This is a genomic window from Peribacillus frigoritolerans (assembly GCF_001636405.1).
GTDB lineage: Bacteria > Bacillota > Bacilli > Bacillales > DSM-1321 > Peribacillus > Peribacillus frigoritolerans.
This window is the reverse complement of record NZ_KV440950.1, coordinates 1,569,132-1,583,563: the sequence shown is the minus strand read 5'-3', so window position 1 is coordinate 1,583,563 and position 14,432 is coordinate 1,569,132. Positions and strand designations below refer to the sequence as shown.

At 42.4% G+C, this 14,432-nt stretch carries 12 protein-coding genes; 2 read left to right on the top strand and 10 right to left on the bottom strand.

The window, feature by feature from the left end; all coding sequences use genetic code 11:
- Nucleotides 1-466 precede the first annotated feature (466 nt).
- The 9 genes from A6755_RS07770 to A6755_RS07730 all read right to left on the bottom strand — a co-directional run bounded on the left by A6755_RS07770 (nucleotide 467) and on the right by A6755_RS07730 (nucleotide 12,627).
- On the bottom strand, nucleotides 467-1,609 hold the full coding sequence (locus A6755_RS07770; protein ID WP_063590342.1) for a mannitol-1-phosphate 5-dehydrogenase: 1,143 nt from the start codon (nucleotides 1,607-1,609) through the stop codon (nucleotides 467-469).
- 5 nt (nucleotides 1,610-1,614) lie between these two features.
- On the bottom strand, nucleotides 1,615-3,705 hold the full coding sequence (locus A6755_RS07765; RefSeq protein WP_063590341.1) for a BglG family transcription antiterminator: 2,091 nt from the start codon (nucleotides 3,703-3,705) through the stop codon (nucleotides 1,615-1,617).
- Nucleotides 3,706-3,791: 86 nt separating this feature from the next.
- Nucleotides 3,792-5,735: a PTS mannitol transporter subunit IICBA gene (locus tag A6755_RS07760; protein WP_063590340.1), complete on the bottom strand. Its 1,944-nt coding sequence runs from the start codon at nucleotides 5,733-5,735 to the stop codon at nucleotides 3,792-3,794.
- Between the two features lie 202 nt (nucleotides 5,736-5,937).
- Nucleotides 5,938-7,230: a CitMHS family transporter gene (locus A6755_RS07755; RefSeq protein ID WP_034309509.1), complete on the bottom strand. Its 1,293-nt coding sequence runs from the start codon at nucleotides 7,228-7,230 to the stop codon at nucleotides 5,938-5,940.
- A gap of 204 nt (nucleotides 7,231-7,434) precedes the next feature.
- Entirely contained in the window at nucleotides 7,435-8,316 is an 882-nt protein-coding gene (locus tag A6755_RS07750) for a helix-turn-helix transcriptional regulator (protein ID WP_063590339.1), read from the bottom strand.
- Nucleotides 8,317-8,450: 134 nt separating this feature from the next.
- Nucleotides 8,451-9,140, bottom strand: coding sequence for a response regulator (locus tag A6755_RS07745; protein WP_063590338.1), 690 nt, complete (start codon nucleotides 9,138-9,140; stop codon nucleotides 8,451-8,453).
- An 11-nt stretch (nucleotides 9,141-9,151) separates the two neighbouring features.
- Nucleotides 9,152-10,729: an ATP-binding protein gene (locus tag A6755_RS07740; protein WP_034309519.1), complete on the bottom strand. Its 1,578-nt coding sequence runs from the start codon at nucleotides 10,727-10,729 to the stop codon at nucleotides 9,152-9,154.
- 281 nt (nucleotides 10,730-11,010) lie between these two features.
- Nucleotides 11,011-11,430 carry a transporter gene (locus A6755_RS25935; RefSeq protein ID WP_084737534.1) on the bottom strand — a complete coding sequence of 140 codons (420 nt, stop codon included), beginning with the start codon at nucleotides 11,428-11,430 and terminating at the stop codon, nucleotides 11,011-11,013.
- A gap of 270 nt (nucleotides 11,431-11,700) precedes the next feature.
- Nucleotides 11,701-12,627: a DNA-3-methyladenine glycosylase family protein gene (locus A6755_RS07730; protein ID WP_063590336.1), complete on the bottom strand. Its 927-nt coding sequence runs from the start codon at nucleotides 12,625-12,627 to the stop codon at nucleotides 11,701-11,703.
- A gap of 174 nt (nucleotides 12,628-12,801) precedes the next feature.
- Between A6755_RS07730 and A6755_RS07725 the strand changes: the two genes are divergently transcribed.
- Together A6755_RS07725 and A6755_RS07720 are read left to right on the top strand one after the other, a co-directional pair.
- Complete coding sequence (locus A6755_RS07725) at nucleotides 12,802-13,401, top strand: bifunctional transcriptional activator/DNA repair enzyme AdaA (RefSeq protein WP_063590335.1); 600 nt, start codon at nucleotides 12,802-12,804, stop codon at nucleotides 13,399-13,401.
- Nucleotides 13,388-13,930, top strand: a complete 543-nt coding sequence (locus A6755_RS07720; RefSeq protein ID WP_063590334.1) for a methylated-DNA--[protein]-cysteine S-methyltransferase — start codon at nucleotides 13,388-13,390, stop codon at nucleotides 13,928-13,930. Before A6755_RS07725 ends, A6755_RS07720 begins: the two co-directional genes overlap by 14 nt.
- 25 nt (nucleotides 13,931-13,955) lie before the next feature.
- On the opposite strand, the gene A6755_RS07715 is transcribed toward A6755_RS07720, so the two are convergent.
- Nucleotides 13,956-14,399, bottom strand: a complete 444-nt coding sequence (locus tag A6755_RS07715) for a DUF2690 domain-containing protein (RefSeq protein WP_170946930.1) — start codon at nucleotides 14,397-14,399, stop codon at nucleotides 13,956-13,958.
- Nucleotides 14,400-14,432: the final 33 nt, after the last annotated feature.

Genomic DNA, 14,432 nt, shown 5'->3' with positions numbered 1-14,432 from the left:
TGTAATCCTCCTCGAGAGTAAACATCCATTCACGAGTAAATGTGCTAAACTCACGAGTATTTGCTCCAATCTCACGAGTAAATCCTCCAAATTCACGAGTATTTGCTCCAATCTCACGAGTATTTGCTCCAAATTCACGAGTTTGCTCTAAATTCGTGAATAACAGCTCTAAATCTCTTGAAATAGGACTAAATTATAAAAAAAATGCACCAAATTCTCTATTTATTGCACGAACCCTCCTTTTTCAATCCATTCTTTCAGTGCTTTTCACCTAATAAATCAAAATGATTACGATTTATACTTTAAAACACTCTCTCTTGTCTTGACTGTCTTCCATTATAAAACGTAATGATTACTGTTTACAAGGTTTTTTTGAGTTTTATTATCGGATGCCTGTTCCTTCGATGATTGGCTTTTTGATTAAGTAAAAAACTCCTGAAAAAGGATTTCAGGAGTTCTTCGGCTTTTATTTCAAGTTGTTGTAGTGATTGATGACTTCTTCGGTGATTTCGCTATTTTCGTCCAATCTGCTAACTTCCTTAAGTGCTGAAGCTACACCGTGTTCTTTGATCATCGTTTGCAGTTTAAGGGCTTCTTCATCTTCGTTAAAATCAAAGAGTAAAGCGGCCGCTATCGCTTTCGCCAGATTAGTATAGGAAAGCCCGGCTTTCTTTGCTTCTACGGCAGGGCGCACGAGACGGTCGTTTGGCCCGAGTTTACGCAGCGGTGAACGTCCGACTCTATTCACCGAGTCATTCAGGTAGGAGTTTTTAAAACGATTAATGATTTTTTCGATATACTGCTGATGCTCACCTGCATCCAAGCCGTATTGCTTTATTAAATAGGCACCCGTTTCCCCTAGGGTTTTCTTAACTTGCTCCACAATGCCTGCGTCTTCCAATGACTGGTCAATCGTTGATTTTTTATTTTTAAGATAACCGAGGTAAGCAATGACGGCATGTCCTGTATTAACGGTAAACAGTTTTCTCTCAATGAATGGGGCGAGTTCTTTTACAATGGTCATCCCTTCAACGGCAGGTATGCTTTCCTTCGTTTCAACGACCCATTCATAATAAGGTTCCACCAAAACATCGAGTGATCCTTCGTTATTTTGGATAGGAACGATGCGATCGACTGCTGAGTTAAAGAAGTAGACTTTATCGGCTAGTTTTTCCTTTGTGGCTTGATCCAGGTTTTCCAGAATGTAGCCTTCTAATAGGTCTGTTGCCGATATTTGGTTTTCGCAAGCGATCACATATAGTTTTTCATCGGTTTCCTTCACTCTTGATGCCAATCCTTTTGCAATTAAAGGAGCGATATGAGGCAAAATATTGGGACCGATAGCAGTGGTGAGGTAGGTTGCTTCGGAAATTGCTTTAATGACTTCCTCTTCCTGCTTTAAACTGTTTAAACCCGAAACATTTTTCACAGTGACTGATTCTTGTTGATCAGTGGCCAGTTTGACTTGATATTGCTTTTTATCATTTAACTGATCGATGATTTGATCAGCTATATCTACAAATGTCACATGATATCCAGATTGTGAAAAAAGTGCTCCGATAAATCCTCTTCCAATGTTTCCTGCACCGAAATGTACTGCTTGTTTCATTACAATCATCCCTTTATCAAGTTAGTATATAAATAATCCAAAAATATGGCTTCCAGCCTTCTTCTAATCATTTCTTCGTCCGAAGATGAAAAAATCATGATGGATTCATTGCTTTCAATTAAGCTTGAACTTATTAAGCTGACGATTTCCTGCTGCTTCACACTCAATTCTTCAGGTGCCAGCATCAGCAGTAAATTTTTCATATGGACGTCATTGCCGTCCATACCTTTGACCAGACGATATTCCTCCAGGTGAGCCACCTGGAATATCAGTTCTTTTACATTCTTTTGTCTCGTATGGAAAAGGCCCATCCCCGTGCCCGGAATGCCTAAACCGCCCTTTTTTTCCCGTTCCTTCAAGGATCTGACCACATCATCCGCACCCTTCAGCAGTTCTTCCGTTTCAGCCATCCTCACCATTTCTTCGATGATTTCTGGATGTCCTTTCCGATTAGGCAGCCGATAAAACCGGAAATTATCCATGATCGACTCGATGCTCTGCTGGGCATCTTTCAATTCCTGCAGCACTTCTTTCAGTTCGCCATCCTCTTTTTTTGTCACGGTATCCTTATCGGCTGACTTAATGCCATAACGCTTATTCTTCGTGAAGTTTTCGATATTCTTCCTTAAATAATTCCTGATGTTCAAAATATTATCTTCACTCAAAAGAGGGGATACAAGGATATAATCACTATCGATATACGGAAGCCGGACGGTAGAAATGATCACATCATAGTTTTTCAGACTGCCCTGCTGCTGGATGTCTTTGATCGTCTTGATTTCTACCGTCTCGATTTCGATGATTTCCTTTTTGATCCGGCTTGCAAGCATCTTCGACGTACCGATACCTGTCGGGCAGACGATGAGTGCCCTAATTGATATTTCTTCCTCCCGCAGCACTAATGCAGATCCGAAATGAAGGACGATGAAGGCAATTTCATCTTCAGGAAATTCTTTTATTTCTTTGAATCCCTTTTCCAGACTGGTCTTCACTGCCAAAAAGAGAACCGGATACTTTCGCTTAATATCTTCGGTTAAGGGGTTGTACAATCCCATTTCCTGTTTGATCCGGAAAAGTGATGGTTCCATATGGGCAAGAAGCCCCTGATACAATGGGAAATCCTTGGTCAAATCGATTTGCAGTTGTGCTGAAACATCTTTTATCAGGTTTCTTATCAGCTGTCCAAGCAGCACACTATCATAGGGAACGGCATCCGCCGCATGAAGCTTGGAGCCTTTTAGGACTGCTGCAAGGTAGCTTATATCATCGATGGTAAAAGAAACTTCCAGCATGGCGCTGAGTTCCTTGCCTATTTTATTCATGAGATTATTCTCATCGGAAAGTTCGTTTATTTTATTGAAGTCCTTCTCCAAAAAATATTGGCTTTCATTCCTTTGCAGGGTTACATAAATATGTACAATTAACCCTATATACCCGCTATCCGCCAATCGGGAATGGGCACTGTTAAAAGTTGAGTTCAGCACCCCGTCGATAGCCAGAAGATATTCGGGATCAAAATAGTCGAGGATTTTCGCTTCTGGAAATTTCCCTTCTTGCAGCAAAAATAAACTTTCAATCAGCTCTTCATTAAAGAAGTGCAAGAAATAGGCTGCCTGGGCTTTCCGTTTATTTTCTTCGGTGCCGGCAAGCTCTATTCCGACTCCCCTTTTTCTGGTAATCACGATATTAAAATTCCTTAACCATTCAGTCAGTTCGTCCAAATAGGTTGTAAGAGTCGTAATGCTTATACCGAGATCCCCCGCAAGAACTTGAGTTTTATAGGATTCTTCCTGCAGTAAAGCTAAAAGAAGATGCAGCTTTCTTTCTTGTGGCGTTTGATCGATCGGATGGTTGCCCATCAGGTGCTGTACAAGCCGAAAGACTTGTTCATTCTTCCCGTCGATGGACAGTCCCTCATGTGTATTGCGTGTTAAATGCAACTCGAATGATTGCAGGATTTTTTCTATGGACTTCAGATCGCGTTGAACCGTCCGGACACTAACATTCAATTGTGTCGCAATGGATAAGGCTGTATGTTTCCCTGAAGTTTTTATGATCAATTCTATGATTGATTTTTCCCTTGAAGTAATATACATGCTACCAACTCATTTCAGGTGGAGTAACACGAGAAAATACTGAATAGAAAAGCGTATAACGCTTTTCTATTCTTGGTTAAGAGTATTTAATTATTTTCTACACTTATAATATCCATCAATTCCCTGGCTGATGTGGCTTTAACCATCTTTTCAATATTCTCCATGTCAGAGCATGTAACTGCAATGCCCGATAGAATTTCAAGATGTGTCCCGTCCTTGCCGGCAATGCCGAATATCAATCGTGCCTTTTGGCCGTCAAAGTCGACACCATCAGGAATTTGTAAAACGGTAAATCCGGATTTAAGGACATCTTTCTTAGCTTCCTCGGTTCCGTGTGGAATGGCTACATCATTCCCCATATAGGTTGAAGTCAATTCATCACGGGCAATCATCGCTTCAATATAGCTTTCCTTAACGTAACCTGCATTGACCAAAGCTCTTCCCGCAAAGCGGATCGCTTCTTCCTTATTGGCGAATTGTTGATTAAGGAAGACATTTTCTTCACGAAGCAATTCATTATCTTCCTGCTCATTGCCGTCGATGCCAGGCTCGATTGAATGTTCACGAACACCGGGAACCTTCTCTTCAGCATCTTCGACGATTTCATGCAGCTCATCGGTACCGTCATCCTGAAGCCGTGCAAGCAATGAATCGTATTCAGGGCTCGATAGGAAATTATCGACGGATACATGATAAGCATTCGGCACTTTATTCTGTGCCCTTGGAGTTAACTCTTCCTGTGTAATGACGATTTGTGCATCAGCAGGAATGTTTGAGATTGCCGTATTTGTAACAGCGATATTCAATCCGGCTTCCTTCACCTTCTTGCGAAGCAGCGATGCCCCCATCGCACTTGATCCCATGCCGGCATCGCAGGCAAATATTATTTTGCTGACGTTTGTTGGCATCGTTCCCGAATCTGAAGCGAATACATCGGCAACAGAGCTTTTCTTGCCCTTCATTTCTTGCATTTTTTTCGCGGCATCTTCAATATTCTCTTCAGATTGCTTTCCTGTTTTCAGGATGAATGCACCGACGATGAATGAAACAAGGGCGGCTACGATGACGCCTGCAAAGTTAGCAATATATGCACCTGCATTATGCGGAGTTACCGCTGTAATGGCAAGTATGCTGCCTGGAGAAGCTGGAGCGAACAATCCTCCGCCTAGTAGGACCAAAGTGAAAACTCCACTCATTCCTCCAAGAATGACGGCTAAGAATAACATCGGCTTCATTAGGATATAAGGGAAATAAATTTCATGGATCCCGCCGAAGAAATGAATGATGGCAGCTCCTGGCGCGGATTTCTTCGCCGTTCCCTTTCCAAAAAAGCAATAAGCAAGGAGTACGCCGATACCTGGTCCTGGATTCGATTCCAGAAGGAACAGGATGGAAGCCCCTGTTTGTTTGACTTGCTCTACACCAATTGGTGATAGTACACCATGATTGATGGCATTGTTCAAGAACAAGACCTTGGCAGGCTCGATCAGGATACTTGTCAACGGCAGTAAACCTGTACCGACAAGCCAATCGACTCCTGCTACAAGCCAGCCTGTAAATACGTCAACAGCAGGCCCGATGGCCAAGAAGGATAGGATGGACAATAGGCCCCCAATAATCCCCGCCGAGAAATTATTAACAAGCATTTCAAAACCGGCTTTTATTTTCCCTTCAATCAATTGATCGAATTTCTTGATGACATAACCGCCGAACGGTCCCATTATCATGGCTCCAAGGAACATCGGGATGTCAGATCCGACGATGACGCCCATTGTCGCAATGGCACCGACTACCCCGCCGCGGTGGTCATGGATTAGCTTACCGCCCGTATACCCAATTAAAAGCGGCAATAAAAACGTAACCATCGGTGTAACCATTTTGGCAAGGCTTTCATTTGGCAGGAAACCAGATGGGATGAATAGGGCAGTGATTAGCCCCCATGCTATGAAAGCTGATATATTCGGCATGACCATTGAACTTAGAAAGTTACCGAACTTTTGAACTGCAACTTTTATATTAAAGTGAGCCATTTTTGCTCTCTTCCCTTCTTATTAATATAGTTTCCTTTAATCTTAAGGTACGTACATCCCTCATTCAATAAAAGAAAAAGCTAACTTTGTCGCGAAAGAGAAGACAAACATAATGTATCTCACTTTTCCAGATTTATTCAGCGCTTGATGCAGACAGAAAAAAGTCCCATTCGCATCGTGACGAACGGGACTCTTTAAAGCATTATAGCGGGATGATTCCCAATAAGACACAAACCACTATCATGACAAGCGTCGATCCGCATGCCCATTTCAGGAAAGTGCGCTGCAAGGCACCGAAATCTTCCCCTACCATTCCAACCAATAGATAGGTAGATGGAACAAGCGGGCTTAATAGATGGACCGGAAGCCCCAATAGTGAAGCTCTGCCGATCAGGGCAGGGTCAATTCCATAAGCAGCTCCCGCTTTAGCAAGTAATGGGAGCACACCATAATAAAATGCGTCATTAGACATGAAGAACGTAAAAGGTGCTGAGATGATGGCTGTGATGACAGCAAAATGTGCGCCCATTTGATCTGGAATATGCTGAATCAAAGAGTTTGCCATGGCATCAACCATCTCCGTGCCGGCAAGGATCCCAGTGAAAACACCTGCCGCAAAAATCATCGAAATAACAGATAAAGCATTGTCCGCATAGTTTGCTACACGTTCTTTCTGATCACTGAGTTTCGGATAGTTAACCGTAATGGCAATCGCGAAACCTACCATGAACAGAACCGCTGAAGGCATAAGTTCCATGATCAGCGCAACCAGCAGTGTAAGAGTCAATGCGTAATTGAATATGATCAATTTTGGACGTTTAATATAAGCATCTTCCGTTGCAGCCGCGTGCTGTGCCACTGCATGATAATCGACTTCAATGATCCCGATTCTCTTTCTTTCTTTTTTACCCAGGCAATATGCCATGAAAAGGACGAATAGGACTCCGCCAATCATCGCAGGAATGACAGGCGTGAAAACATCGGACATTTCAAGTTTTAAAGCGGTCATCACCCGTGCTGTAGGGCCTCCCCAAGGAAGAAGGTTCATGACTCCAGATGACGAAACGGCAATACCGGCCAAGACAAGCGGTCTCATTCCAATCCGTTTATATAACGGAAGCATGGCTGAAATCGTTATCATATATGTAGTCGTACCATCTCCATCCAAGGAAATCAGTAAAGCCAGGACTGCCGTGCCGATGGCAATTTTCACCGGATCTCCTTTTACAACCTTAAGGATCGTATTGATGATCGGATCAAAAACCCCAGCATCAATCAAAATGCCAAAGAAAAGGATCGCAAATAAAATCATGATTCCCGTTGGCGCAACGTCTTTGATACCTTCCAGCGCCATCTCACCCATTTTACCGCCAAACCCGCCAATAAGTGCAAAGGCACTTGGTACTGCAATCAAAGCTATCATGGCTGAAAGTCGCCCTGTCATAATTAAAATCATAAACACTAATATCATCAAGTATCCTAATAAAGCGAGCATATCTATCACTCCTATCTTCTAATAAGATAAAGTGTATATGAAACCGCTTCATTTGTAAGCGTTCTCAATTTATTGTTTTTTAAAACTATTTTGTTAATTGTGTTCATTGTGTTCACGGAAGCGTTTTTTCGAGGATGAACCGAACGCCACTCCCCGGGTTGAATGGCGTGTTCTTTTAGGAATTCAGCGATTATTTAGGCGCATTCATTCTTCAAATGATAAATTTGCCGGTCCGTCCAATAGGTCACAGCCGTAGTCTATATTGGTCGTTGGTGTATCGCTACTGACTTCCTCGAATTCCAGTTCATCGATCCATACTTGGCCGCGCCCTGAAAGAAGGACCCCGAATGAAATGATGGCACTGTTTTCGGATACATCCAGGATAATATAATAATGGTTCCATTCCGTATCGTTGACGATGGGCCGATCCCCCATATTGTCGAATTGCAAAACATCCTGAAGCGCATTATCCACCCTCATCCATAAACCACAAAATCCATCAACACCTTTTGATTTTAAAAAACCCGACAGTTTCATTCTTTTACCAAGGTAATTTTCCGCCTTGAATTGCTGCATCATCGTTGCAAATTCTTCCTTGGAATCGGCAGTGACTGATTTCAGGAATCCTGATGCCTGGCCTTTATGGAATGTCTCCCGGTCAATTCCCATTTGATAATTGAATGGATGACTCCCGCTTAAATTCCAGCCTTTTAATAATTGTTCGTTTTTCATCGTCATTTCCTCCCTTTGCAAGGTTAGTTTACTTACGAGTTTCCGATATTGCCCTGGAGGCAGGTCATAATATTTCTTGAATGAACGAGTAAAGGATTCCTGTGTTTCAAAGCGGTAATATAAAGCAATATCGATTATTTTTTCATCGGTATAAAGCAGCATATTAGCTGCATTGGCGATCCTTCGATATCGAATATATTCCGATACAGTCACGCCAACCTCCTTGTGAAAAATACGATGATAATGAAACTTCGAAAAACCTGCGAACCGTGCGATGTTCTCCAAGGATAATTCGTCTTGTAAGCTATTCTCTATATATTCAATCGTTTTTTGAATGATGGGACTATATCTCATTTCCGAACCTCCTTAAGAAAAGGATAACAGATTAACATATCGTTTTTTTGACATATATTGCTTTTTTCATAATCTTTCAAACCATGCATCATAAAAAAGACACCTTCAATCTTGAAGGTGTCTCTCACTTAATTCTATTGAATTTTATAATATCTTCGCTCAGGTCTCCCCACTACCCCATATACGACTTCCGCTTTACATTTCTTAACGGAAATCAAGTATTCCAGATAGCGTCTCGCAGTTGTCCTGGAAGCACCGATCTGTCCGCTAACTTGCTCAGCCGACAAACCGATATCGCTTGCTTCGAGTACCTCGAACACCTTTGTCAAAGTGATTTCGTCGACCCCTTTCGGCAGGGCCTGCCCATCGTTCGATTCCAAAACGGAAGAACCCTTTTTCAAAATGAGATCCACAAAATCCTGATCTATCTCTTGTTTGGATTTCATCAGATGGACTTTCTTCAGATACTCTTCGATGACTTGGTTGAAGCGCTTCATTTCCACTGGTTTAATTAAATAATTCTCTACACCATAGTGAAGCGCCTTTTCAAGTTGTTCTTTATCCGTTGCCGCGGTAATCATGATGATATCCACATTCGGGAACTTTTTCCGTATGTCCGGAAGGAGGTCTGTACCAAGCTGATCCGGCATATATACATCAAGCAAAAGCAGATCCGGGCTTTTTTGTTCCAAGATCCGAAGCGTTTTTTTGGCATTGACAGCTTTTCCGACCACTTCTATTTCATCAAAGTTTTTCAAGAATTTTTCATGGATATCCGCTACACGAAAATCATCCTCTGCGATGACTGCTCTTATCTTCTGCATTCTTTCCCTCCTTACTGTTCTTTAGGAAGATAAACGGTGAATATGGTGTTTCCACCCTCGCTTTGAACTTCGATGATGCCGCCCAGCTCTTTGACGACATGATCTGCATTCGAAAGTCCATAACCACTCGGACTTCCGCTGTTTTTCGAAGTGAAACCCCGATCGAAAATATGGGCGATGGCATCCTCAGGTATTCCTTTTCCGTTATCACTCACTTCAAATACCATATCATTTCCGATATCTGTGGCGAAAAATTTCACGAGCGGCTCCTCCATGCTTGAAACCGCTTCAAGTGCATTATCGATAATGTTGCCTAGAATCAATGTTAGTTGTGACAATTTTATATGATCCGGCAGTTTCTCCAGGTAGCTTTGTGCGTCTATTTCAAAGATGATCTTCTTCTCAGATGCTTTCCCGATCTTGCCAAGTAACAGGGCTTGTACCTTTGTATCCTTTATCTGTTCGAACACGACACGGTTCAATGAATGCAACTCTGAAGTTTCGCTTTGAATCATATCGATAGCTTCATCGTATTCCCCTAATTGTATCAAACCTGAAAGGACGTATAGTTTATTGGTGAATTCATGGGTTTGTGCCCTTAAATCCTCTGAATGCATCTTCACTTCCGATAATGTGTTGACCATTTCCTCAATTTCCGTTCGATCACGGAACGAAGCAACAACACCGCTTACCCCTTCACTATCGAAAATTGGCGTACAATTGACGATAACGGATTTGTCTTCCCATGAAATCTCCTTATCCACTTGCGGTTCACCGGACTTCAGCACCTCGAATAAATATTTCGAAGGAAAAAGGCCATCGACGTTCAAATGGCGAACGGACTCTTTAATATCCAGCAATTTTTTTGCCGGCTGATTCATCGAGGTAATCAGCCCATTTTGGTCAATGGCCAGAATCCCTTCTTTCACCGATTGAAGCACTGCATTTTTTTCTTTATATAAATTGGCGATTTCAAATGGTTCCAGCCCCAGTGTATCTTTACGTATGCTCCTTGCCAGCATATAACTGCCAATGATCGAGATCATGATGGCCACTAAAGATACAATCATCTCCTTGGACAAATCCTTGAAAATTTGGGCGCGGACATCGTCCACCAAAAAACCGACGGAGACGATTCCAATTATTTTTCCATCCTCATTGAATACCGGTGACTTTCCCCGAATGGAAAGGCCGAGTGATCCTGCCGCTTCGGAGACATAATATTCGCCTTCCCGAATGGCCCTGCTATTATCCCCGCCTTCCATCCGCTTCCCAATTTCGGAAGCCAGCGGATGGGAATAGCGAATTCCCTCTGCATTCCCCACAACGATGAACTCAGCACCTGTTTCCCTGCGGATCTTTTCGGCAATCGGCTGGATGATGCCAGCGGGATCATCCGTCTTAAAGGCCTCTGTAACGGTAGGCATGAAGCTAATCGTCTTTGAAAGCTCCAACGCCAATTGACCTTTATCCTTCGCTATTTGCCTTCCTTCCATATAGGAAAAAGTAGTCGTCAATAACAGGATCAAAAACAGGCTCAACGATAGGACTAACCCGAGAATCTTGGTTTCCAGCGATACTTTCCTCATATTCAACAGCATCCTCTATTTTCATTTTCGTTCACTAATTTTTATAGGAGCATAATGATTTTACCATTTCTATTAAATATTGAACATTGTTGACCGACTATTTCTCAGTGTCCTATTTAAGAAAAATGGACACGCCGATGATGGTGCGAAGTTCAAGGAGCAGTTGTTTTCCACCTTGTAATCTTAATGATGTTATCTTTGGACAATGCTGGTTCTGTCTTGAAAGCAAAACAATCTGAAACATAAAATGCTCAAAGGAAACATTTCCTTTGAGCATTTTTTCAAAAACAGGTAAATGAATTGATTTGTCTTGTATCGATGCCAAAAATCGTCCAGAACCTGCCATTCCACCTGAAGCCCGCAACAGAACGCGGACCGACGAAGATTGGGTAATACCAGAAACGCGCACCATTGTTTAGCCATATAAAAGTATTCCTGAACAGACAAAAGGAAATCGCACCTGGATCTATCGCAAATGCTGAAGCCGATTGCTGTTGGGGAATAAACGCTGGCGGAGGAGCTGTAGGTGCTTGCGAACCCGGCGGTGGTCCTGGCTGACCCGGAAATTGAGGCACACCGGGAAAACCGGGTTGGCCTGGAAAGCCCGGTGATCCTGGTATGCCCGGAAAGCCAGATAGACCGGGAAACTGCCGTTCAAGATAAGCTTGATCTTCATACTGATACGTTGGGTACATATACATGATCATTCACTTCTATAAGATTGAATGTAATAAGTTATGAAATATGGGCCCAACGTGTCTGGGCTGGAAAGGCATTTATAAAAGAAAATAGATATATCTCCGGATATGGGGATATATCGACGTAATTTACAGGTTTATCTCCGAATATAGAGATATATCGACGAAATCTATTGTTTTAGCTCCGAATATAGAGATATATCAACGAAATTTATTGTTTTATCTCCGAATATGGAGTTTTATCGACGTTACTTGCAGTTTTCTATCCGGGATTCAATATAGCAATCTCCATAAATAGAAGGTTGCATAGGATTCCCAATCGGCCCACGCTTCCGATAGTTTCCGGATTTCCGCTTTCGTTGGTTTTGCTTCTGTTTGCATGAGCAGTTTCATGGAATTATGCAGCCCGACGTCATCGATGGGAAAGGCTGCTGGAAAACGCAAACAGCGCATCAAGACATAGTTCGCTGTCCACGGACCGATTCCCCGTATGTTGGTCAGCATTTTTTCAGCCTCTTTTACATCCTTTGCATTCAACAACTTTTCTTTAGTTAGTTCCCCTTCTGCAATCAGTTGAGCAACACCTATTAAATATTCACACTTCTTTACCGTCATCCTCAAATCGGCAAAATCTTCGACGGTCAATTTCGCGATTGCATCAGGTGTCGGAAACAGCCAATATTGCTTTCCTTCGAATTCAACATATTCACCAAATCCCTCCACAAGCCTCCGTTTCAAGGTATAGGCATAAGTCAAGTTAATCTGCTGACCAAGTATTCCCCAGGCAATCGCTTCAAATAAATCAGGGATGCCCATATTTCTCAAGCCGAAGAATTGGCTTACCGGCTTTTGCAATAAAGGGTCCTTTTGGGCCAGCTCATAAAAAGGAAGCAGATTTGTCTCAAGATCGAACCAGTGACGAACGTATTGGGAAACAGCATTCTTTACCTGATTATCCACCGGTGCAGTTCGTCCTGGGAAACGAACGTTCAGCTCCGTTTCATTCAAAGCACTGATTTCTACTAAAAGTGTCTCGTTTTCGACAACAAGTGCTCGATAAATTTTTTGATCAACAATATCGAACAGACATTCATTGGAGGATCTTGATAAATATTTAAGATTTTCCGAAAAACTAAACTCTTTTGGTGCACGAATACTCAATTCATTTATGCCTTCATCATTTGATAATGTCTCTTTCATCCTGCTCCCTCCTTTAGCTTTATTCTAATGACAAACCGATACGTTATCTTGCTCTTTCATTCAACTCCCTAATTTTAACAAAATTTATTGAACAATTACGTTATCTTGCTTTTATATTATCAAAATGTTTGTATATCAACCCTTTCTTGTATACTAAATGGAGAGGTGAATGGAGTGAATCCGAAAAAAGCAGATTTCCCGAATGAGTATTGGAAAGCTATTATAGATTGTGATGCAGCATATGATGATCATTTTTTATACGGGGTAATTACGACAGGCATCTTTTGCAGGCCCTCCTGTAAATCAAGGGTACCTAAAAAGGAAAACGTGAAGATCTTCAAAAATGCCATGATGGCTTTGGAAGAGGAGTTCCGGCCTTGTAAACGATGTAAACCGGAAGGACTGAATGTGCCGACAGAAGAATGGGTTGAACAAATAGCCGAATGGATCGACACCCATTACAGCGAACCCCTCACTTTGAACAAATTGGCGGATATTTCCCACGGCAGCCCGTATCATTTACAACGATCATTCAAGCGAGTGAAGGGAATATCGCCCACTGAATACATTCAGCGGCTTCGCCTTGAAAAAGCGGTGAGGCTGCTGGAAACTTCCGAACTGCCGATAACTGAAATAGGCTTCGCTGCCGGGTTCTCCAGTACACCCTATTTCATGACGTTATTCAAAAGGAAAATGGGGAATACCCCTTCAGGATATAGGAATGCTTATCTCAAAACTCAAGCTTTGGAGCGTGAAGCAAATGAAGAACGATAAAAAACAAACCATTGACTGGGCCATATTGCATTATGATAAGTGGCAATTATATGTGGCCAGGACGGAAAAAGGGCTTTGCTATGTAGGCTCTCCCGGTCAAACGTATGAAGAACTGAAGTCCATGATGCAAAAACGCTTTCCAAATGCGAACCTTGTTGAAAATGAAAAAGCATTAAATCCCTATCTAAAAGAACTACAAGAATATTTCGAAGGAACCAGGCAGACTTTCTCTCTTCCCGCAGATGTAAAAGGCACCCCCTTTCAACAAGAAATTTGGGCAGCGCTGAATGAAATACCCTATGGACAAACCTGTTCCTATTCCGATATTGCCCAAATCATCCAAAGACCTGCAGCTGTTCGGGCGGTTGGTACGGCCATTGGCGCCAATCCAATTCTGATCACGGTGCCCTGTCACCGGGTTATCGGAAAAAACGGGGCCATTACCGGCTACCGTGGAGGTACGGAGATGAAACGATATCTACTTCAATTGGAAGCACAATCTGACCGCAAAAAAAGCATCCGGCTATAAGGATGCTTTTTTGCGTTTTTGTTTTTTAGTACCAAATAGTCACCGCTTTATTATAGGCATCACTATTTGGAATCGCATGGATCCCTTGGGCCTGTGCTTTGCGCGGGTCATAATCATATACCATTGGTGTATAGCATGAGGTCTGCCCGATATTCACGACACCATTGCCCCCGGAACTTGAGCATGTATAGGCCTTACCATCAGTACTTCGGACGATTCTCGCATCCGCTTCATGATTGTATACGGCGGGGCGTGTTACGGTCACTTTTGCCCAGGCGGTTTTACACACAGTGCTGTATTTCAATTCTACGTACGAATTGGAATCGATCCATTTTTTATCCTTCGTTACCGCCGAATTTGCACAACTATTATAGTATGGACTTTTTCCATCATAGGTGTGTGTTTCGGCCAGTGCTTGATTTTTTCCAAATCCAAAGTCGACAATAAACATCGACAGTGTCATCACCATGGATAAACCTATCATTTTAAGCTTTTTATTCAA